Below are 19,864 nucleotides of genomic sequence, written 5' to 3'. Positions count from 1 at the left end.
GCCGGCGCTTACCAGCGGCTGACCATCCGTTGACCACGTCGTCAGCGAGGCAGGCGGACCTGGAACACCGTGCCCACGCCGAGTTCGCTGTCGACGGCGACCCGGCCGCCGTGGGCCTCGACCAGCTTGCGCACGATGGCCAGCCCCAGGCCGCTGCCGCCGGTCTGCCGGCTGCGCGACTTCTCACCCCGCCAGAACCGGTCGAACACGTTGGGCAGGTCCTCGGGCGCGATGCCGCTGCCGGTGTCGTGGACCTCCAGCACCACGTCGTCGCCGTCGGCGAAACCCCGCAGCCGCACGGAGCCGCCGGCGCCGGTGTGCCGCACGGCGTTGGTGACGAGGTTGTCCACGACCTGCCGCAGCCGCACCGGATCGGCCGTCAGCTCGGCGTCGCCGTCCGCCTCCAGCCTCACGCCGGTCGCCTCGGCCCGGGCCCGGTGGGCGGCGGTGACCTGCGTGAACAGCTCGGCCACGGACACGGTCTCCCGGTGCAGGCGCAGCGTGCCGGCGTCGGCCATGGCCAGGTCCTGGAGGTCGTCGACGATGTGGTGCAGCTGCATCGCCTCCTCCAGCAGCGACGCCACCAGCGCGTCGTCGGCCTCGGCCACGCCGTCCTGGGCCGCCTCCAGCCAGCCCCGGATGTTGCTCAGCGGGGTCCGCAGCTCGTGGGCGATGTCGCTGATCAGGTCGGTCCGCAGCCGCTCCACCTGGGCCCGGCTGGCCGCCATGTCGTTGAACGCCCCGGCCAGCCGGCCGATCTCGTCCCGCCGCCGGACCGTCACCTGCGTGGTCACGTCGCCGTCCCGCATCCGCTGCGCGGCGGCGGTCAGGGCCCGCAGCGGCCGGGTGAACCGCCGCCCGGCCAGCACCGTCACCGCGATGGTCACCACCAGCACGCCGCCGACCGCCAGCCCGATCCGCACCTTGTTGCCGGCCGACAGGTCGAAGGCGCTGGGCGTGGCGATGCCGCCGGGGCTGGTGACGAACAGCAGGGCGGCCGGGGCGACGAACGGGGTCAGCTGCTCGTGCCGGCCGGTGGTGACGCAGTCCTGAACTCGTTGGTCCAGTTGACCGGGCCCGGTGGTCGGGGCGGCCTGGGCGGTGGTCGGCAGCCAGCCGAAGTCCAGCCCGATCTGCACCGGGGGCAGCTGCTGCCGGGCCAGGCACTCGTCGACCAGCGAGTCCAGTTGGCTCAGCGCCGCGGCCTCCGACTTCACCGGCGTGTCCAGGGCCCGGGCGCACTGGGCCGTGGCCACCGGATCGGGGCTCTGGATCCGGGGCCGGCGGCTGGGCGTGGTCACGATCGAGCCGACCGCGCCCTGGTTCCGCACGCAGCTCAAGGCCCGCTGGGCCAGGGCGTTCAGCGTGTCGACGGCATCCTGGTCCAGCGCGTACGGGCCGACCGCGGTCGGGGAGATCCGGTCCGGGCCGGCGCTGACCAGGCTCGGGTCCACCGCCAGCGGGTCAACGCCGGCCGAGGCCGCGGCCGGCAGCGGGTGGTGGCCCGGGTCCGAGTCGACGATCACCCGGCGGTTCTGGTCGGTCAGCACGATCCGGCGGCCGGTCTCCTGGGCCAGCACGGTCACGTCCTTGCCGACATCGGCCCAGCCAATGTGGCTCGACGCGTAGTCGAGCAGGTTCTCGTAGATCAGGTTGCCCGAGCTGATCGCCTGGCCCTGCTCCTGCCGGATGGCGACGCTGGTGGTCTGCACGGCCAGCCAGGCGGTGGCGGCGATCGAGCACGCGGCGACCACAATGGACACCGCCAGCAGCCGGGCGAGCACTAGGGCCTCTCCTCGGTGGTCAGCTTGTAGCCGACCCCGTACACGGTGACCAGGCGGGCCGGCCGGCGCGGGTCGGGCTCGATCTTCTTACGCAGGTTCATCACGTGCACGTCGATCGTGCGGTCGGTGATGTAGCGGTCGAAGCCGTGCAGGCGCTCCAGCAGCTGCTTGCGGGTGAACACCCGATCCGGTTGCCCGGCCAGGGTTTCCAGCAGCCGGAACTCGCCGGGCGTGCACTCCACCCGCCGGCCGTCGCAGGTGACGACGTGCCGGCCCTGGTCGATCACCAGCGTGCCCACCCGCAGCAGCTCGTCCGGCTCCTTGGGGCGCTGGCCCCGGCGCAGCAGGGTGCGGACCCGGGCCACCAGTTCGCGGGGGCTGAACGGCTTGGTCATGTAGTCGTCCGCGCCCAGGTCCAGGCCCAGCAGCAGATCGTCCTCAGTGGACCGTGCGGTCAGCATCAGCACCAGCACGTCCGATTCGGCCCGCAGCACGCGGATCACGTCCAGACCGTCCACTTTGGGCATCATCACGTCCAGCACCAGCAGGTCCGGCCGGCCGGCCCGCACGGTGTCGATGGCCGCCCGCCCGTCGCCGACCACGACCACCGTGTGCCGCTCGCGCTCGAGGTAGCGGCGGACCAGCTCCGCCTGCTTCTCGTCGTCCTCGGCCAGCACGATGTGGGCGCACATGGCACCGATGATAGGTCGGCCACGCACCGGCCACCGGATCCTCATAAGTTCCTCATATCCGTCGGTGATGGTTCAGGGCATGAGCAAAGTCCCCGTACTCGCGGCCTTCGCGGCGGTGGCTTCGCTGAGCGCCTGCTCCACGACCACGGCCACGCTGCCGCAGGTCGCCTCGCTGGAGACCAGCGGGACCGCCGCGCCCAGCTCGACCACCAGCGCCGCGCCGGCCGCCGAGCAGCCCTACATCCGTCTCGACGCCACCCAGGACGAGATCGCCCAGATGTTCAAGGGCTGGTACGCCTGCCTCAAGGACAACGGGCACAAGATGATCGTCGGGCGCGGGTCGCCCGACTTCCAGAGCAACACCCCGGCCGACCAGGCGGCGGTGCAGGCGTGCAAGAACAAGCACCCGTACGGGCCGGACGAGATGGATCCGAAGAAGAACCCGCACTACTACGACGACTACCACGCCTACATGAAATGCCTGCCCGAGCACGGTCTGATGGTGCACGCCATCGACCCGTTCGGCACCGGCTGGACCTATGACGACGGCGTCAGCCAGAAGCTGTCGGAGGCCCAGATGGACAAGGTCCAACTGGACTGCCAGGTCCAGTCGTTCGGCAATCACTGAGGGAGAACGAAAGTGGCAGCGGACACCCGCCGGCGGGCGGTGATCGGGATCGCCGTGCTGGTTGTGGTGGCCGGCACGGTGCTGGGCGTGGCCGTGATCGACTCACGGCACGGCTCGGCCGTCAGCGCGACCGTGGCGCCGCCGTCGGCGCAGACGGCCGAGATCAAGAAGATGGATCTGTCCAACGGGCAGACCTTCGGCGGCACACTGGGTTTCGGGCCGCCGCAGACGGTGAAGGGCGCGGGCGCCGGGGTGGTGACCAAGCTGCCCGCGACCGGCGATCTCGCCGTGCAGGGCAAGGCGCTGTACTGGGTCAACGACAAGCCGGTGCCGGTGTTCTTCGGTGACACGCCGTTGTTCCGCAAGCTCGACGGGCCGATGCTGAAGGGCGCGGACGTCGCCGTGGTGGCGCAGAACCTCAAGGCCCTCGGCTACAGCGTCGGCACGCTGCCCAAGGACGCGCAGCAGACGGCGTTCACGCCGGCGATCGCGGCGGCGCTGAACAAGTGGGAGCGCAGCGTCGGGCTGGACGACACGGGAACCCTTGACGTGGGCCAGGTTCTGGTGCTGCCCGGGCCGATGCGGGTGAACTCGGTGACCGCGCAGCTGGGCGATCCGGCGGCCGGCGAGCTGTTGGCGGTGACCTCCACGCAGAAGGTCGTGACCATGCCGGTGGACGCCAGCTCGGTCGGGCAGATCAAGAACGGCGCGGCGGTGACGGTCATCCGCCCCGACACCAAGACCGTGTCGGCCAAGGTGACCGCGATCAGCACCACTGTGGACGGTGGCGACAAGCAGCAGAACAACGGGCCGCCGAAGCTGAACGTCACCGTCACGCCGGACGATCCGTCCACTGTGGCCGATCTCGACGCCGCCTCCGTGCAGGTGCAGGTGACCACGTCCGTCCACAAGGCAGTGTTGGCGGCGCCGGTCGGCGCGCTGGTGGCGTTGCGGGAGGGCGGTTACGCGGTGCAGACCGCCGACGGCAAGTACCACGCCGTGCAGACCGGGATGTTCGCCAACGGCATGGTGGAGATCAGCGGCGACGGCGTGGCCGAGGGGCTGAAAGTGGTGACCACGTCGTGACCCCGGTGCTGGAGCTCGCCGGCGTGGGCAAGCACTACCCGGGCGGCGTGGTGGCGCTGGACTCGGTGTCGCTGGAGATCGAGTCGGGCGAACTCGTGGCCATCGTGGGACCTTCCGGCTCCGGCAAGTCGACGATGCTCAACATCATCGGCACCCTCGACCTGCCGTCGCGGGGCACGGTCCGGCTCGGCGGCCTGGACGTCACCACGCTGTCCGACCGCCGGCTGTCGGCGCTGCGCGGCAAGTGGCTCGGCTTTGTGTTCCAACAGTTCCACCTCACCGACGGGTTGACCGCCGCGCAGAACGTCGCCACCGGGCTGCTGTACGCCGGCGTCCCGCGCCGCCGCCGTCGGGCCCTGGCCCTGGAGGCGCTGGACCGGGTCGGGCTGTCGCACCGCGTCGACCATCTACCGCAACAGCTTTCCGGCGGCGAGCGGCAGCGGGTGGCCATCGCCCGGGCCGTGGTCAACGATCCCGCGCTCGTGCTGGCCGACGAGCCGACCGGCGCGCTGGACACCGTCAACGGCCAGGCGGTGCTGGAGTTGTTGCGGCGCTTGAACAACGACGGCACCACCATCGCGGTGATCACGCACGACCGGGACATCGCGGCCAGCCTGCCCCGGCGCATCGAGATGCGGGACGGGCGCCTGGTGGCCGACACCCGCGCGGGGAGCCTGGTGTGACCGCGACCCTCGACACCCAGCCCGTCCGCCTCTCCTTCGGCGACATCGTCCGCCTGGGGCTGCTCGGCGTGGGCACCCGCAAGATGCGGACCGTGTTGTCGGCGCTGGGAATCTCCATCGGCATCGCCACCATGGTGATCGTCACCAGCATCCCCGCCGCCAGCCAGCAGGCCCTGCTGGACCAGCTGACCGCGTTGGGCACCAACCTGTTGCGGGCCGAACCCCAGCAGACGCAGGGCGATCCGGTGCTGCTGCCGCCGGACGCCATGGACATGGTCGAGCGCATCGGGCCGGTCACCGCGGCCGCGCAGGTGGCCAACGCCCACTCGTCCGTGCGGCGCAACGACAAGATCGACCCGAACGCCGACTCCGGGCTGACCGTGTTGGCCAGCAGCGCCAACCTGCTCAGCGCCGTCAACGGATCCCTGCACGCCGGCAAGTTCCTCGACGACGCCACCTCCGACTTCCCGACGGTCGTGCTCGGCTCCGTGGCCGCGGCCCGACTCGGCTTCACCACGCTGGTCGCCGGGCAGCAGCCGCCGCAGGTGTTCATCGGCAAGCAGTGGTTCACCGTGATCGGCATCCTCGACCCCATGCCGCTCGACCCCGACCTTGAACGGGCCGTGCTGGTCGGATGGGGTGCGGCGAAACAGGTTCTGGGCTTCGACGGCCATCCGACCGTGGTCTACGTCAAGGCCGACGAGGACGCCATCCAGGACGTGCGGGCCGTGCTCGGGCCGACGCTCTACCCCCAGCTGCCGGGCCTGGTCCAGGTGTCCCGACCCTCGGATGCCCTGGCCGCCAAGCAGGACACCAAGACCACCTTCTCCGCGCTGTTCCTCGGCCTGGCCGGGGTCGCGTTGTTGGTCGGCGGGGTCGGCGTGGCCAACACCATGGTCATCTCCGTGCTGGAACGCCGGCGGGAGATCGGCCTGCGCCGGGCGCTGGGGGCCACCCGGGGCCAGATCCGCGGGCAGTTCCTCACCGAGGCCGCGGTGTTGTCCGGGCTCGGCGGCCTGGCCGGCACGGTGATCGGCGTCGTGGCCACCTTGGCGTACACCGGATATCAGGGCTGGCCGGTGATCATCCCGTTCGCCGCGCTCGGCGGCGGCCTGGCCGGGGCCGTGCTGATCGGCGTGCTCGCCGGCATCTACCCCTCGGTCCGGGCCGCGCGGCTCACCCCCACCGAGGCCCTGGCGACGGCCTGACCATTCCAGGGCTTGGAACGGTCGATTGCCCCGACCCGCGGCGGCGGATTTCCTGGTGTCCGAGGTCGACGATCCCGCTCGGCCGACCGTGAGAACAGGAGTGAGAGATGCTCAATCTACGACGCAGGATCAGCGCCGCCACGCTGGTGCTCGGCGCCGTCGCCGCCGGCGCCGTGGTGACCGCCACCGCGGCCGACGCCGCCCCGACCAGCGGCGCGGTCTCCTACACCCAGGCCGTGCCGCAGCAGGCTGCCCCGGTGGGCATCTGCCGGGTGCGCATCTGCCCCTGACCGGTGCCCTGAACCTCGTCAGGACAGCTCGGCCAGCAGCGCGCGGATCTCGTTCGCCGCGCGCTCATTGCCGGCCAGGTAGCCGGTCGTCCGCATGACCTCCACGGCGTTCGCGAGCAGTTCCCGGGCCCGGTCGGTGCGGCCGGCCTGCACCAGGGCCCGGGCCAGGGCGTGTTTGCTGCGCACCTCGCCCCAGGGGTCGCCGAGCCGGCCCCAGAGTTCGAGGGCCTCCTCGTAGTGGCGGATCGCGTCGTCCACGAGGCCGGCGGACAGGCAGGAATCGCCCAGGTGCATCAGGCCGTGACCGCCGAGCATGTGCTCGGCCTTGGCCTCCCGCACCAGTTCCACGCACCGCGTGCCGTGCTCGATCGCCTCGTCGTACCGGCCGAGGTCGGCCATCACGGTGCCCAGCGCGTCGGAGACGGTGGCCTCGACGAACCGGTTGCTCCACCGCCGGGCGATCGCGAGCGCGTCCTCCAGCAGCGGCACCGCGTCCACCTGCCGGCCCATCTGCTGGTAGGCCACGGCGAGGTTCACCGCCACCGCGTGGTCGTCGCCGTCGCCGCTCTCGCTCAGCCCGGCCAGGATGTCGACCGCGGCCTGGTGACAGGGGATGCCTTCGACGCCGCGGCCGAGGAAGTGCAGTGCGACTCCCATGTCGTTGTGCAGCCGGGCCTGGTTGAGCCGGTCACCCGAACGCCGGGCCGCCGCCAGCCCCATCTCGGTGATGCGCAGCCATTCCGTCCAGCGGCTGGTGCAGTGGCACAGCGTCGCCAGCGCGGCGGCGAAGGTGGCGGCCCCAGCGTCGAGACCTCGGTCGACGGCCAGCCGCAGCACGTCGACGAGCGTGAACAACGTCTGGCTGGCCCAGCCGAAGGCCTCTTCGTAACTGCGCGGGGCGAACGGCGGATGGCGCGGGTGCGGCGGGTCGACAGCGATCGGGCCGAGCCCCGGCGCCAGCACGTCCCGGGCGGCCACGGTCGAGCCGACGCACCAGTTCAGCAGGCGCTGCACCGCCTGGCCGGTGGTCAGCGCGGTCTCGTCCCGGTCCGCGCACTCGGCCGCGTAGATCCGGAGCAGGTCGTGGAAGCGATAGCGGTCCCGCGCCACCCGCTCCAACAGGTGCCGCTGGCCCAGGCCGAGCAGCTGCCGCCGGGCGTCGGCCGGGTCGGTGTCCAGCAGCACGGCCGCCTCGGCGACGCCGAACTCCACCGCCGGATGCAGGCCCAGCAGCCGGAAGGCCCGGGCCTCCTCCGGCTTCAACGCGTGGTAGGACCAGGAGAACACGGTGCGCACCACGGCCGGTTCATCGTCCGGAGTGGACAGTGCGTCCAGCCGGTCCCGCTCCGCCCGCAGCTCATCGACCATGTCCGCGATGGCGTACGGCTCGTAGCCGAGAATGCGCTCGGCGGCGATCCGCAGCGCCAGCGGCAGGTGGCCGCACAGCTCGGCCAGCTCCCGCGCCTGGTCGAGCTCGGCGTCCACATGCTCGGCGCCCAGCACCCGGCGCAGCAGTTGCAGCGATTCCGCCGGCCGCAGCACGGTCAGGCTGATCCGGGTCGCGCCGTCCCGGGACACCAGCCCCGCGAGCCGGTTGCGACTGGTCACGAGCGCGAGGCAGCCCTTCGCCCCAGGCAGCAGCGGGCGGACCTGCTCGGCGCTGACGGCGTTGTCCAGCACCACCAGCACGCGCCGGCCGGCCAGCAGCGACCGGTACAGCGCCGACTGCGCGGCCAGGTCGCCGTGCTGGGTGTCGGTGTGCGCGCCGAGACTGCGCAGCAGGTGCCCGAGCGCGGTCTCCGGGGTGACCGGGGAGAAATGCGGGTCGAAGCCGCGCAGGTCGACGAACAGCTGACCGTCCGGAAAGGACGGTGCGACCTCGTGGGCGAGGCGGATCGCCAGCGCGGTCTTGCCGACCCCGGCCGTGCCGTCGATGGCCGAGATCACCACCGATCCGCCGCCGGTCCCGCCGGAGGTCTCCGAGCACAGCTGACGGAGCCGCCGCAGCTCGTCCTCCCGGCCGCTGAAGGCGGAGATGCTGTGCGGCAGCTGCGCCGGGACCACACGGGCCGGCCGCCCGGCGACGACCGGTTCAGCGGCGGCCGGCTCGGCGGCCTCGCCGGCCAGCACGTGCTCGTGCATCCGGCGCGTCGCCGGACTGGGATCCACGCCCAGCTCCTCGACGAGACGCCGGCGGAGCCGGCCGTACACGTCGAGCGCCTCGGCCTGCCGCCCGGTCCGGTACAGGGCGAGCATCAGCAACTCGTGCAGGCGCTCGCGCAGCGGGTTCTCGGCCGCGAGCGTGGTGAGCGTGGCGACCGCGCTGTCGGCGGCGCCGGTTTCCACCAGCGCCGCGCAGCGCAGCTCCGAAACGTCCAGTTTGAGCAGTTCGAGACGGGGCCGCTCAGCCTCGGCGAACGGCCCGGTCGCGCCGTTGAGGGCCGTGCCGGCCCATTCGCCCAGCGCGTCGTCGCAGCGCGCCAGCGCGCCGGGGAAGTCGTCGGCCGCCCAGCAGCGGCGGGCCTGCGCGGCCGCGGCCTCGAACCGACAGGTGTCCACGGACCCTGGCGGCAGCAGCAGTGAGTAACCGGCGCGGCTGCTGGCCAGCACCCGCGGTTCGTCCTTGCGGTGGCGGCCCGGTTCGAGCACTTTGCGCAGCGCCGAGACGTGGGTGTAGATGCCGCCTTCGGCGCTGCGCGGCGGGTTGTCGCCCCACAGCGCGCTGATCAGCTCGTCCATCGAGACGGTGGTGTTCGCGCGCAGCGCGAGCACGGCGAGCACGGATCGCGGCCCGGGCGGACCCAGGTCGATCGGATCGGCGCCGGCAAACGCCTGAACCTCGCCCAACAGCCGGACGGTGATCGCCGGACCGCCGACGTCGTCGTCCATCTGCCACCCTCCCGTCCCGAATGCCGACGCACTCGGCGGGACGCCGAGCGCGCCGGCACATCATGGCCGGGATCAGGGCCGGGTGAAAGTCGACAGGGGGGAAACGCTTGGGTCGGCCTGCCTCTACGGCCGCCTAGTCGGACAGGCCGGCAAGTTCCTCGTGCAATCCCGCCCTGGCCACGGCGGTGGCGACGACCCGCAGCCAGTGCACGGTCTGCTCCGGTCGTTCCAGCGGCGCTCGACCCCTGAGCACGAGAGCCGCCCGCGGCTGGCTCCCGCCGGTGGCCAGGACCATGGCCAGCCAGGCGACGCCGTCGCACTCGCTGATGGCCAATCCCCGGGCGCGGATCCGCAGCAGTTCGCCGTCGAGCTGGTCGAGCTGGTCGGCGGTCATGCCCACCGCCAGGGCGACATCGCGGGCGTTCTTCAGGTCCTGGGCCAGCAGCAGCCGGCCGACGACCGAGCGGAAGGCACTGTGCCGCCCCGGCACGGCGAGGGGATCCGGCACGTCATCGTGGCTGTAGACCGCGTGGGCGAACGTGACCTCGGCGCCGGTCAGCACGGCGAGGGCGGAGGTCATCCGGGTCCGCAGGAACAGGTCGCCGACAAAGGGGGCAAGCCGCCGTAACAGCCGGTCGCGCCGGTCGTCCTCGGCCGCTGCCGGGCGTTCGGCCGCGATGTAGCCGACGCCGAACCGGTCCACCAGACCGGCCGTCAGCAGGGCGCCCAGCATGCGATGCGTGGTCGACTTGGGCAGGCCGGTGCGCCGGCTCAGCTCGGACAGCCGGACCGCGCCGTCGGCGGCCTGCAGCACATCGAACAGGATCATCGCCTTGTCGATGGCGGTCGTCTCGCTGATGTCGACGGTGGTGCAGCTGGGCATGTGGAGCAGCGTTCTGGAGCCGTCTCAATGAAACCTCGGCCGAACCTCTATACGCCCCGCGCACGTGAAAGGGCCCGCGAGTGCCGGGCGCTGGAAATGCCCGGGCACTCGCGGGCCCGCGAGTGGTGAAATGAATCAGATGCACTGCCGCCCGCGGCAGATGTTCGGCTGCGCGAACGTCGCGGTCGAGGTCGAGACGGTGGCCTTGGCCGGGGCCGCGCCGGCGGTCGCGGTGCTGGTCAGCGCGATCGCGCCGGAGGTGAGGGCGCCGAGGGCGAGCGCGGCCGCGGCGACCCGGATGCGAATGCTCATGGGAACCATTCCTTTGTTTGGGATGGCGGGCCGATCGTGTCGACGGCCCGGCGAGAATGATGAAAGCAGCGGAATGGCCGGCCGTGTGTCGGGCGTTCCGACCCTTAGAACGGCTGTCGGAATGCTGTCGAAAAGCGACGTTCGACTGGCCGCTGCCCTGCGTGCGTGATACCTACTGACACGAAGGCGCTCCCGTCCTGGGGGAGCGGCCCGGCCTCGGTGTTCCAAGCCCTGGAACACCCGCTGTGCGGCCCGTGCCGTCCCTGTTTCGCTGACCCGGCCGACAACCCGTCGGCAGCGATCACCCTAGGAGTGGACATGACCGAGATGATCCGTTCGGCCTGGGCAGTGGCTGTGCTGGCGGGTGTCGCCGCCGCGCTAGGCCTGTGCTGCGTCGCCACGGCGTCGCCGTCCACAGTGGAGTCGAGTGGCGCTCACATCGTGCAGCCCATGATCTGTGTTCCCCGGGCGTGCACGTGATCGTGCCGCGGCGGCTCAGGCCGGCCCGGCCAGGGCCGGCACCGAGTCCCGGATGGTGATCTGCCAGCGGGTGGTGGGCGCGACCCAGCCGGCCGCCCGCCGCCCGGTCCGCTGCACGAGGTCGACGGCCGGCATCAGGCCCTGCTGGTAGGCGATCACGCCGGCCCGCCGGTCGACGGCCCGGCGCAGCGACTCGGCGAGCCGGTAGCCGCCGAACACGGCCACCGAGGCCCCGTGCCCGGCCAGCGCGGAGCCGGCCGCGGCGGCGTCGCCGACCAGGACGGTCCGGCCGACGTGCCAGCCGGCCAGTTCGACCTGGGCCACCGGGTGGTGCGCCAGCCCGGTCGGGCAGTGGCCCAGGGCCCGGTCGACGATCCAGCCCATGCCGGCGCAGCGCTGCCGCAGCTCGGCCATGGGATCGGCGGGGGAGCGGTCGCCGCGGTGCACGAAAAACGCGGCGACCCGGCCGTCGCAGGTGCGGCTGAAGCCGGCCTGCCGGTCGGCCAGGCTGAGCACCTTGAGGTTGGGCCCGAGGCGGGCCGCCAACTCGTCGTCGGTGAACACGAAGGCGCCGGTCTGCTGGCCCAACGCCCGCACGTACAGCCGGTCCGGCCCGAAGACGAGCCGCCGCACCGAGGACTCCAGCCCGTCCGCGCCGACCAGGAGATCCACTTCCTCGACCCGGCCGTCGGACAGCGTGACCCGCACCGGCCCGTCCCCGTCCTCGACGCCGACGACCTCGGACCCGCGTCTGAGCCGCACCCGGTCGGGCAGGGCGGCGGCCAGCGCGGCCTCCAGGTCGCCGCGCATGATCGTGAGCAGCCGGCCGTCCAGCAGGGTGGCGGCGGCCAGGTAGCTGACGGTGGCGAGGGTGGCCCCGTCCTCGTCGACGTACTCGATGGCGGGGATGGGCCGGCGGGTCCGGGCCAGCGCCGGCAGCAGGCCCATCCGGTCCAGCACGTCGTAGCCGGCGCCGCCGACGTCCAGCAGGTGCCCGGGGCCGCGGGGATGCTGGTCCCGCTCGGTCAGCAGCACCTCCCAGCCCTGCCGGTCCAACCACCACGCGGTGGTCAGCCCGGCGACCCCGGCGCCGCACACGAGCACCCGCATCGACCCTCCAGTCGAATTCGTCGGTCCCCAGTTCTATCCGGTGTCGCCGCTCGGTTCATCCGTTTCGCCAGGTTTAGACCAATCCTCATCTTTGCATAGTGCAAAACCCGGTGGCGGTACTATGCGCCACCGGGCGCAAGTGCGGGTTACCCGCTGCAATCGATTGCACCACCCTGTTGTGTCGATGGGCTTGATGTACGACAGGCCTGGGAGCGTTGCGGGTGCGAACGATTGCAGTCCGGTGGCGGACGTCATGGGCACGCCCCGCATCGGGTGGACCGGCACGGGTCACGGTCCTGACAAGTGAGCGGATGCTCGACCCCCAGTCCCTATGCTGGCGCGATGGACAAGCCCGCGACCATCAAGGACGTCGCCGAACTGGCCCGCGTGCACGCCGCGACCGCGAGCCGCGCGCTGAACCCGCAGACCAGGGACAAGGTGAGCCCGCGGACGGCGGCCCGGATCGTGGAGGCGGCGCGGACCCTGGGCTACTCGCCCAACTCGGCCGCGCGGTCGCTGCGCACACGGACGTCGTCGGTGGTCGGCGTGGTCATCCCCGACCTGCGCAACCCGGTGTTCCCGCCGATCGTGCGCGGCGTCGAGGACGGGCTGCGGGAGGCCGGCTACCTGGCGCTGCTCGGCAACACCGACGGCGACCCCGAGCGCGAGCGGGACCTGCTGACCACCATGCGCGGCCAGCAGCTCGCTGGGTTCATCCTGGCCACCAGCAAGCGGGACGGCGCGCCGCTGGGACCGGACGCCTCGGTCGTGCTGGTCAACCGGCGCACCGACGCCGGGGACATCGCCTCCGTGGTCGCCGACAGCGCGGCCGGCGTGCACGCCCTGGTCGATCTGGTCGTCGGCCAGGGGCACACCCGGATCGCCCATCTGGCCGGGCCGCAGGACACCTCGACCGGCGTCGAGCGGTACCGGGCGCTGCTGGACGGCCTGTCCACCCACGGCCTGTCGCCGTCCCGCGTCGAGTTCTGCGACGCCTACAGCGAGCAGGCCGGCTACGACGCCACCCTCGCCCTGCTGGCCGACCGGGCCGCCGCCACCGCGATCGTCGCCGGCAACGACATGATCGCGCTGGGCTGCTACCGGGCGCTGGCCGAGCTGGGGCTGCGCTGCCCCGAGGACGTCTCGGTCACCGGCTTCAACGACATGCCCTTCGTGGACAAGCAGAGACCGCCGCTGACCACGGTCCGCATCCCGCACTACGACATCGGCTACGAGGCGGCGCGGCTGCTGCTGGAGCGCATCGCCAACCCCACCTCCCCGCCCAAACGCATCGTCCTCCCCGTAGAACTGGTCAACCGCGCCTCCGTAGCCCCCGCGAATCCCGCTTAGCCCCGTTACTCGCGGGGGGTCACATGGCGGCGATGATGGCGGTGGGGGTGAGGGGGAGGTGGCGGACGCGGATGCCCAGGACGGAGTGGAGGGCGTTGGCGATGGCAGCGGCGGTGGGGCCCTGCGCGGTCTCGCCCGCGCCGAGGCTGGGCTGGTCGGGACGGTCCACGATGACCACCTCGACCGCCGGCACCTCGGAGAAGCGCAAGATCGGGTAGGACTCCCAGTCGGTGCTGGTGACCCGGGACCGGTCGAACCGGACCTGCTCCTTGACCGTCCAGCTGGTGGCCTGCACGGCCCCGCCCTCGACCTGGTTGCGCAGCCCGTCGGGGCTGATCACGGCCCCGGCGTCGACGGCGAGGGTGAGCCGCCGGACCAGCACCGAGGTCTCGGCCTCGACCTCGGCGACGACGGCGCAGTAGGCCCCGTGGTTGCTGTAGCGGGCGAAGGCGAAACCCCAGCCCTCGCCGCGATCGGCCCAGCCGGCGGCGTCGGCCGCGGCGGTGATCACGGCTCGGGCCCGCTCGTCCTCGAGATGCCGTAGCCGGTACTCGACCGGGTCGGCCCCGGCCCGCCCGGCCAGTTCGTCCACAAAGGACTCGATCGCGAAGACGTTGGCGTAGGCGCCCAAAGCGCGCAGGGACGAGGTGCGCAGCGGCATCTCCAGCAGGCGGTGCTTGACCACGTGCTTGGACGGAAACGTGTACAGCGGCACGGAATTGCGCTCGGAGCCGCCGCCGCCGGCGTAGGGTGGGTCCATCGACACCGGCGGGGCGGCGCCGGTCCGCAGCTGGTTGCCGAGCAGCGAAGGCACCTCGAACAGGCCGGGGCGGCTGACATGTCCGTTGCTGTAGAGGTCATGCCGCCACGCGACGACCTCGCCGGCGGCGTCGAGATCGGCCTCCACGCGCACGGCCATGGCCGCGCCGAACGGGGCCCAGCCCAACTCGTCGGCCCGGGACCAGACCACCTGCACCGGCTGCCCGCTCACCGCTCGGGCCAACAGCACCGCGTCGAACGCCGCGTCATCGGCGCCGTTGTGCCCGTAGGCGCCAGCGCCCTCGACGTGGTGCACGGTGACCTGGTCGATCGCCACGCCCAGCGCCCGGCAGATGTCCCGCCGCAGGTGGTAGACGCCTTGGCTGTGGCACCACAACTCCAGCTTGTCGCCATCCCAGCGAGCCAGTGCGCATGATGGCCCCATCGACGCGTGGGACAGGTAGGGCCGGGAGTACACTGCGCTCATCGTGGTGACGTGATTGTCCGAAGTGGACGGTTCGCTGATGGTGACGTCCTCGGTGTGGCGGGACATCAGGAATTCCGGCAGAGCGTCCACATCGGGCAGGCTGTCGTGCTCGACCCACTCGCAGCGCAGCAGTTCCGCCGCCCGCACGGCGGTTTCCTCGCGCGTGGCGAGCACGCCGAGGAAGTCGCCGTCCCGCACCACTTCCACCAGGCCGTCGAGCTCAAGCGGAGTCACCGACGCCAGGGTCGCGCCCCGCGACGGCGGTCGGACGACCCGGCCGTAGAGCATGCCCGGCAGCGACACGTCGTGGATGAACCGCGGCCGGCCGTACACCTTGTCGGGAATGTCCAGCCTCGGGCGACTCGTGCCGACCACCCGGCGCTGCGAGAACGGTTTGGGGGCAACGGATCCGGTCGCCTCCACGTCCAGGTCCACGTCGTCGGCCAGGTCCCAGTAGGTGATCGCGCCGTTGATCACGCCGTCGTCGACCGACAGCAGATCGGTGGAAACGCCCATGATGACGGCGGCTGCGTCGAGGAAGCGGGCCCGGACCTCGGCCCCGACCTGGCGCAGCGCCGCCCCGGAGTCCTCGATGGAGCGGCTGCCGGCGGTGAGCGCCTCGTCCGGGCTGGAGTCCGTGGTCAGCGGCACCATGGTGATCCGCTCGTAGGCCACGTCCAGTTCGTCGGCGGCGATCTGGGCCAGCGCGGTCAGCACTCCTTGTCCCAGTTCGACCTTGCCGCAGCGGACGTCGACGGTGCCGTCGGCGTGCACGGAAACCCAGTGCGAGAGCCGGGGATTGGCGGCCAGGTTGGGCGGGATCACCGGCTGGCCTTCAACACGGCGCGCACCATCCGGTTGTGCGCCCCGCAGCGGCACAGGTTGTCGTCCAGCGCCGCCCGGACCTCGGTCTCGTCCGGCGTGGAGTTCTCGGCCAGCAAGGCGGTCGCGGTCATCACCACGCCGGACACGCAGTAGCCGCACTGGGCCGCCTGCTCGTCGATCATGGCCCGCTGCAAGGGTGTGTCGCCGAGTCCTTCCACCGTCACGACTTCCTTGCCGTCGACCGACCACAGTGGAGTGTCGCAGGAGTGGATCACCCGCCCGTCGACGAGCACGTTGCACGCCCCGCACAGCCCCTGGCCGCAGCCGAACCGGGTGCCCTTCAGGCCGAGCTGGTTGCGCAGCGCGAACAGCAGCGGAGTGTCGCGGTCGCACTCGACCGTCACCTCGGCGCCGTTGACCAGCAGCCGGAACCTCTCGTCGCTCACTCACGGAAACGCTAGTCGCCCGCCGGCGAGCCGTCCACCAGATCCGGCAGCGCGGCCGGCCGTCGATTGCTCACGCAGCGGCGTTGATCCGCCGTCCCGCCAGGCGCACGGCGGCCCGAACCACCGGCAGCAGCACCCAGCACAGCAACGCCCAGTTCGTCACGAACGCCACCGGGATCGACAGCACGAACATCACCGTCACCGCGGTCATGAACTCCATCGCGTCGCTGATCACCGCGCCCGGGGTCAGCCGGCCCGACAGGCCTGTCGCGTGCCGGAACAGCCGGCTACCTCGACGTCGGCGCGCGCGGCGGTCTCGCTCATGAACCCGTCTCCCCTCACAGTCCAATGCTGGACGGTCCAAAAGTAGAATGTCGCTGTCGGGCCGTCAAGACGGAAAAGGCCGGGCGGTAGACCATCGTGACCTGGCAAGGTGGGGGTGTGAGCGTCCAGTACCGCACGACCGGAAGGCTCTCCGCCCGCATCGAGCTGCACCGCTACGGCACCAACCCGACGCCGTGGCACGACTGGGTTCGCGGCCGCCTGCCGAGCGGCCGGCGGGTGCTGGAGGTCGGGGCCGGCACCGGGGCGCTCTGGCCGTCCAAGCCGGATTTCCAGGTGGTGCCGACGGATCTCTCCGCCGCGATGTGCACCACGTTGCGGGGCAAGGGATTCGCGACCGCTCGGTGCAGCGCCGACGCCCTGCCCTTCGCCACCGGCTCGTTCGACGGGGCCGTCGCGTGCCACATGCTTTACCACGTCGGCGATCCCGCTCGGGGCATCGCCGAGCTGCGGCGGGTGCTGCGCCCCGGCGGCTGGCTGGTCGCCACCACCAACGGCGCCGGGCACATGGCCGAGCTGTGGGAGATCGCCGTTCGGGTCGGGCTGCCGATGTCGTTCCCCGAGGCCGTGGACCTCTCGTTCCGCGCCGAGAACGCGATCGAGCTGCTGTCGGCCGAGTTCGACGACGTGACCATGATTCGCTACGAGGACGAGCTGCGCGTGCCGGCCGCCGAGCCGGTCGTGGCCTACCTGGCCAGCTGCGTCGACCGTGATCTCACCGAGGACGAGCTGTCGGCCCTGCGCGCCGGGGTCGCCGGCGCCACTCGGGTGAGCAAGCATTCGGTGTTGTTGACCGCCCGTTCCACCGTCTGAGGAGAAACCAGTGGACTTCGCCGATGTGCTCCGCGCCCGCCGGATGGTGCGCAGCTACCGCCCCGACCCGGTGCCCGAGGACGTGGTGCGCCGGATCGTGCAGGTCGTGCACCGCGCGCCCAGCGCCGGCTTCAGCCAGGGCCACCGGCTCATCGTCGTCACCGACCCCGACATCCGGGCCGAGGTCGCCGCTCGCATCGAGCCCACCTATGTGGAATCCGGCATGAAACCGTGGGTTTCCGTCGCCCCGGTGTTGATCGTCATCGGTGTGCGGGAGGCGTCCTACCACGAGCGCTACCAGCAGCCCGACAAGGTCACCGAGGACGGGGAGGAGGGTGTGTGGCCCGTGCCGTACTGGTGGTTCGACAGCGGCAGCCTGCTGGTGATGCTCCAGATGGCCGCCGCCAACGAGGGCCTGGCCACCGGCTTCTTCGGCCCGCACGCCGACGGCCTCGCCGAGCTCGTCGGCCTCCCCGCCGACGTCGGCCTGTCCGGGATCATGACCCTCGGCTACTCCGACGACAACGACCGCGGCGTGCCCGCCACCCTCACCAACCGCCCCAAGCGCATTCCCCTCGACGGCCTGGTTACCTGGCGCTAACCCCCTCCCTCCGCTTTTTCGCCACATATGGTTACTGGGCGTTGTCGCGGTCGATCACCGGGAGGGAGAGGCGGCTGGGGCGGGTCGGACCGAAGTGGACGGTGTTCTCCGCCACCACGACGTTCTCCTTGCCGGCGGAGGCCACCACCCCGCCGGTGTTGGGGTTGCGGTCGTAGCGGGGGAAGCTGCTGCTGGTGACGTCCAGCCGGATGCGGTGGCCGGGGCGGAAGACGGTGGAGGTCACCGAAAGGTCCAGGGTGAGCTCGTAGACCCGGCCGGGCGTCAGGAGTTCCGGGGCGGAGAGGGAGTGGCGGTAGCGGGCGCGCAGCATGCCCCCGCACAGGTTCAGGGCAGTGCCGTCGGGGTGCACGTCGACGAGCGTGCCCATGAAGTCGGTGTCGACGGCGGAGCTGGACACGAACAGCGTCAGCGACACGTGTCCGGTGACCTCCAAGGGATCGGCCAGCGGCGGGCCGGTGAAGCAGAGCACGTCGGGGCGGGCCTCGACCGGCCGCTGGTCGCGCGGGCCGGCGTCGGCGGCGAGGGTGTTGCCGCCGACGGTGGGCACGGGGTCGAGCGGGTCGTAGCGGTAGGTCGTCGAGCCGGAGGTCGGCGCGGCGCCGGAAAGTGTGCCGTCACCGAGGAAGTAGTCCATGCGACGGGTGTCGGGCAGCGGCCAGGCGGCCTCGTCGCGCCACTGGTCGATGCCCATCACGAAGATCCGCACCGGGGCCGAGTCGTCGGGCTTGCCCCGCAGCCACTGGTCGAAGAACCGCAGGTGCGCCTCGGTGAGGCCGGCCGAGCGGTAGTCGGTGCTCAGGTGCGTCCACGGCCCGATGACCAGCTTCTCGTTGTGGCCGCGGACGGTCTCGTCGATGAAGATGTCGTACCAGCCGCCGACGCTCAGCGCGGGGGCCTTGGCCGCGGGAGCCAGCTGCTGCCAGTAGTGATCGCGGTCGGGGTGCGAGAAAACCGTGTCCAGCCAAGGGAAATGCTTGGCCAGCACCGGGTGGTCCCTGGTCGGCAGGGCGTCGAACCGCTGCCGCATGATCTCCGGCAGGTCGCCGACCGCGCCGGCCCTCATGGCCTCGCCGGCGGCGTTCGCGGTGATCCACGTCAGCACGGTGTGCAGGGACATCGCGCCGCCGGGGGAATACCAAGGGGCACGGTAGAAATCGGCGGTGGCGAAGGTGGGGGCGATGGCCTGCGACAACTCCGCCGACTGCCACTGCACCGCGCCCTGGTAGGACGCGCCGAAGCCGCCGATGTTGCCATCGCACCAAGGCTGTTCGCGCAGCCAGGCGATGGTGTCGGCGCTGTCGGCGGCCTCCGTCTCGTGCGGCACGTGCACACCGCCGGACCGGGCCGTGCCGCGGCAGCACTGGATCACCACCGCGTAGCCGGACTCCAGCAGGGCGAACAGGTTGGGCCGGTTGCCGCCGTAGCTGCCCACGTCGTCCTTGCCGTACGGGGTGCGCAACAGCAGCACCGGCGCCGGGCGCCCGTCGGCCGGCCGCCAGATGTTGGTGGCCAGCGTGACGCCGTCCCGGGTCGGGACCGGCACGTCGGTGTCCATGAGGTGGCGCATGACCCGGATCGTACGGATGATGACGATCGGGTGTCTCTGGCATTGTGATCGCATGAACCCGTTCGCCTCGCCGCTGGTCCTCAGCGGGAACGGCCTGCTGCTGCGGGATTTCACCGACGCCGACCTGCCGGTGATGATCGAGTTGTTCGACGATCCCGATGTGGCGCTGCGCACGCCCATCGTGTCGCCGTTCGACCTGGCCGCGGCCCGCGACTACCTGGCCGTCATGCGGCGGACCCGGGCCGAGGAGAACCGGCTGCACCTGGCCATCACCCGACCGGGCGAGGATGTGCCGCTGGGCATGGTGTTCCTGCGGCCGGCGCTGTGCATCGCCGGCTACGTGGTCGGCAAGGCGCATCGGCGGCAGGGGCTGGCCGTGCGGTCCATGCAGGTGATCATCGAGTTCGCGTTGCGCACGGTCGGGCTGCCGCATGTGCTGCTGGAGATCGAGGCCGAGAACCACGCGAGCGTGGCCGTGGCCCGGGCGCTCGGGGCCCGGCTCAGCGGGGCCGCGCCGATCGAAGTCGAGTCCAAGGGGCGGTCGCTGCGGCTGGACACATGGATCGTCGAACCGGAATTCGCCTGACCGGGGCCGGGTCGACGGGCCA

Annotated in this window: 20 protein-coding genes; 10 read left to right on the top strand and 10 right to left on the bottom strand. The window is 71.8% G+C overall.

The genetic code is table 11. The features are described 5' to 3' along the window. Positions 1-41 precede the first annotated feature (41 nt). The gene (locus ACIG5F_RS44455; RefSeq protein ID WP_396526290.1) at positions 42-1,784 is read right to left on the bottom strand and encodes a sensor histidine kinase; all 1,743 of its coding nucleotides are present in this window, start codon (positions 1,782-1,784) and stop codon (positions 42-44) included. Continuing rightward, positions 1,784-2,476 carry a response regulator transcription factor gene (locus tag ACIG5F_RS44450; protein WP_396526289.1) on the bottom strand — a complete coding sequence of 231 codons (693 nt, stop codon included), beginning with the start codon at positions 2,474-2,476 and terminating at the stop codon, positions 1,784-1,786. The genes ACIG5F_RS44455 and ACIG5F_RS44450 overlap by 1 nt, the downstream gene beginning before the upstream one ends. A 79-nt stretch (positions 2,477-2,555) precedes the next feature. Here ACIG5F_RS44450 and ACIG5F_RS44445 point away from each other — a divergent pair, with 79 nt between their 5' ends. From ACIG5F_RS44445 to ACIG5F_RS44425, 5 genes are all read left to right on the top strand, one after another. After that, positions 2,556-3,104 (top strand): hypothetical protein, encoded by a 549-nt coding sequence (locus ACIG5F_RS44445; RefSeq protein ID WP_396526288.1) that lies wholly within the window; start codon positions 2,556-2,558, stop codon positions 3,102-3,104. A gap of 12 nt (positions 3,105-3,116) precedes the next feature. Further along, positions 3,117-4,190 (top strand): peptidoglycan-binding protein, encoded by a 1,074-nt coding sequence (locus tag ACIG5F_RS44440; protein WP_396526287.1) that lies wholly within the window; start codon positions 3,117-3,119, stop codon positions 4,188-4,190. After that, positions 4,187-4,873: an ABC transporter ATP-binding protein gene (locus ACIG5F_RS44435; protein ID WP_396526286.1), complete on the top strand. Its 687-nt coding sequence runs from the start codon at positions 4,187-4,189 to the stop codon at positions 4,871-4,873. Before ACIG5F_RS44440 ends, ACIG5F_RS44435 begins: the two co-directional genes overlap by 4 nt. Then, positions 4,870-6,081 carry an ABC transporter permease gene (locus tag ACIG5F_RS44430; RefSeq protein WP_396526285.1) on the top strand — a complete coding sequence of 404 codons (1,212 nt, stop codon included), beginning with the start codon at positions 4,870-4,872 and terminating at the stop codon, positions 6,079-6,081. The genes ACIG5F_RS44435 and ACIG5F_RS44430 overlap by 4 nt, the downstream gene beginning before the upstream one ends. Before the next feature lie 107 nt (positions 6,082-6,188). Beyond that, positions 6,189-6,371, top strand: a complete 183-nt coding sequence (locus ACIG5F_RS44425; RefSeq protein ID WP_396526284.1) for a hypothetical protein — start codon at positions 6,189-6,191, stop codon at positions 6,369-6,371. Between the two features lie 18 nt (positions 6,372-6,389). Here ACIG5F_RS44425 and ACIG5F_RS44420 read toward each other — a convergent pair whose 3' ends face one another. The 3 genes from ACIG5F_RS44420 to ACIG5F_RS44410 all read right to left on the bottom strand — a co-directional run bounded on the left by ACIG5F_RS44420 (position 6,390) and on the right by ACIG5F_RS44410 (position 10,455). Beyond that, on the bottom strand, positions 6,390-9,260 hold the full coding sequence (locus ACIG5F_RS44420) for an AfsR/SARP family transcriptional regulator (RefSeq protein WP_396526283.1): 2,871 nt from the start codon (positions 9,258-9,260) through the stop codon (positions 6,390-6,392). A 133-nt stretch (positions 9,261-9,393) separates the two neighbouring features. After that, positions 9,394-10,143 carry a helix-turn-helix domain-containing protein gene (locus ACIG5F_RS44415; RefSeq protein ID WP_396526282.1) on the bottom strand — a complete coding sequence of 250 codons (750 nt, stop codon included), beginning with the start codon at positions 10,141-10,143 and terminating at the stop codon, positions 9,394-9,396. 135 nt (positions 10,144-10,278) lie between these two features. Beyond that, a complete protein-coding gene (locus ACIG5F_RS44410; RefSeq protein ID WP_396526281.1) occupies positions 10,279-10,455 on the bottom strand; it encodes a hypothetical protein in 177 nt (58 codons plus the stop codon). Between the two features lie 318 nt (positions 10,456-10,773). Here ACIG5F_RS44410 and ACIG5F_RS44405 point away from each other — a divergent pair, with 318 nt between their 5' ends. Continuing rightward, a complete protein-coding gene (locus ACIG5F_RS44405; RefSeq protein ID WP_396526280.1) occupies positions 10,774-10,935 on the top strand; it encodes a hypothetical protein in 162 nt (53 codons plus the stop codon). A 15-nt stretch (positions 10,936-10,950) separates the two neighbouring features. Here ACIG5F_RS44405 and ACIG5F_RS44400 read toward each other — a convergent pair whose 3' ends face one another. Continuing rightward, entirely contained in the window at positions 10,951-12,045 is a 1,095-nt protein-coding gene (locus tag ACIG5F_RS44400) for an FAD-dependent oxidoreductase (protein ID WP_396526279.1), read from the bottom strand. Positions 12,046-12,387: 342 nt separating this feature from the next. On the opposite strand from ACIG5F_RS44400, the gene ACIG5F_RS44395 reads away from it, so the two are divergent. Beyond that, a complete protein-coding gene (locus tag ACIG5F_RS44395) occupies positions 12,388-13,395 on the top strand; it encodes a LacI family DNA-binding transcriptional regulator (protein WP_396526278.1) in 1,008 nt (335 codons plus the stop codon). Between the two features lie 19 nt (positions 13,396-13,414). Here ACIG5F_RS44395 and ACIG5F_RS44390 read toward each other — a convergent pair whose 3' ends face one another. The 3 genes from ACIG5F_RS44390 to ACIG5F_RS44380 form a co-directional block, all read right to left on the bottom strand. Beyond that, positions 13,415-15,466, bottom strand: a complete 2,052-nt coding sequence (locus ACIG5F_RS44390; protein WP_396526277.1) for a molybdopterin cofactor-binding domain-containing protein — start codon at positions 15,464-15,466, stop codon at positions 13,415-13,417. Beyond that, on the bottom strand, positions 15,463-15,912 hold the full coding sequence (locus tag ACIG5F_RS44385) for a (2Fe-2S)-binding protein (RefSeq protein ID WP_396526276.1): 450 nt from the start codon (positions 15,910-15,912) through the stop codon (positions 15,463-15,465). Before ACIG5F_RS44385 ends, ACIG5F_RS44390 begins: the two co-directional genes overlap by 4 nt. A 70-nt stretch (positions 15,913-15,982) precedes the next feature. Next, on the bottom strand, positions 15,983-16,147 hold the full coding sequence (locus ACIG5F_RS44380; RefSeq protein ID WP_396526275.1) for a hypothetical protein: 165 nt from the start codon (positions 16,145-16,147) through the stop codon (positions 15,983-15,985). A gap of 206 nt (positions 16,148-16,353) precedes the next feature. Here ACIG5F_RS44380 and ACIG5F_RS44375 point away from each other — a divergent pair, with 206 nt between their 5' ends. After that, the gene (locus tag ACIG5F_RS44375; RefSeq protein WP_396526274.1) at positions 16,354-17,067 is read left to right on the top strand and encodes a class I SAM-dependent methyltransferase; all 714 of its coding nucleotides are present in this window, start codon (positions 16,354-16,356) and stop codon (positions 17,065-17,067) included. A gap of 10 nt (positions 17,068-17,077) precedes the next feature. Next, positions 17,078-17,668 (top strand): nitroreductase family protein, encoded by a 591-nt coding sequence (locus ACIG5F_RS44370; RefSeq protein WP_396526273.1) that lies wholly within the window; start codon positions 17,078-17,080, stop codon positions 17,666-17,668. Positions 17,669-17,699: 31 nt separating this feature from the next. Here ACIG5F_RS44370 and ACIG5F_RS44365 read toward each other — a convergent pair whose 3' ends face one another. Beyond that, on the bottom strand, positions 17,700-19,256 hold the full coding sequence (locus ACIG5F_RS44365; protein WP_396526272.1) for a CocE/NonD family hydrolase: 1,557 nt from the start codon (positions 19,254-19,256) through the stop codon (positions 17,700-17,702). A gap of 52 nt (positions 19,257-19,308) precedes the next feature. Between ACIG5F_RS44365 and ACIG5F_RS44360 the strand changes: the two genes are divergently transcribed. Beyond that, entirely contained in the window at positions 19,309-19,842 is a 534-nt protein-coding gene (locus ACIG5F_RS44360; RefSeq protein ID WP_396526271.1) for a GNAT family N-acetyltransferase, read from the top strand. Positions 19,843-19,864 lie beyond the last annotated feature (22 nt).

The sequence above is a fragment of the Kutzneria sp. NPDC052558 genome, from assembly GCF_044547355.1.
GTDB lineage: Bacteria > Actinomycetota > Actinomycetes > Mycobacteriales > Pseudonocardiaceae > Kutzneria.
The sequence above is the reverse complement of the archived record's forward strand: the minus strand, read 5'-3'. Positions and strand labels throughout refer to the sequence as shown.

Excerpts from the sequence above, each read along its gene's own strand:
- ACIG5F_RS44450 (WP_396526289.1), bottom strand. The coding sequence starts at position 2,476 with ATGTGCGCCCACATCGTGCTGGCCGAGGACGACGAGAAGCAGGCGGAG.
- ACIG5F_RS44445 (WP_396526288.1), top strand. The coding sequence starts at position 2,556 with ATGAGCAAAGTCCCCGTACTCGCGGCCTTCGCGGCGGTGGCTTCGCTG.
- ACIG5F_RS44425 (WP_396526284.1), top strand. The coding sequence starts at position 6,189 with ATGCTCAATCTACGACGCAGGATCAGCGCCGCCACGCTGGTGCTCGGC.
- ACIG5F_RS44420 (WP_396526283.1), bottom strand. The coding sequence starts at position 9,260 with ATGGACGACGACGTCGGCGGTCCGGCGATCACCGTCCGGCTGTTGGGC.
- ACIG5F_RS44415 (WP_396526282.1), bottom strand. The coding sequence starts at position 10,143 with ATGCCCAGCTGCACCACCGTCGACATCAGCGAGACGACCGCCATCGAC.
- ACIG5F_RS44410 (WP_396526281.1), bottom strand. The coding sequence starts at position 10,455 with ATGAGCATTCGCATCCGGGTCGCCGCGGCCGCGCTCGCCCTCGGCGCC.
- ACIG5F_RS44405 (WP_396526280.1), top strand. The coding sequence starts at position 10,774 with ATGACCGAGATGATCCGTTCGGCCTGGGCAGTGGCTGTGCTGGCGGGT.
- ACIG5F_RS44400 (WP_396526279.1), bottom strand. The coding sequence starts at position 12,045 with ATGCGGGTGCTCGTGTGCGGCGCCGGGGTCGCCGGGCTGACCACCGCG.
- ACIG5F_RS44395 (WP_396526278.1), top strand. The coding sequence starts at position 12,388 with ATGGACAAGCCCGCGACCATCAAGGACGTCGCCGAACTGGCCCGCGTG.
- ACIG5F_RS44365 (WP_396526272.1), bottom strand. The coding sequence starts at position 19,256 with ATGCGCCACCTCATGGACACCGACGTGCCGGTCCCGACCCGGGACGGC.
- ACIG5F_RS44360 (WP_396526271.1), top strand. The coding sequence starts at position 19,309 with ATGAACCCGTTCGCCTCGCCGCTGGTCCTCAGCGGGAACGGCCTGCTG.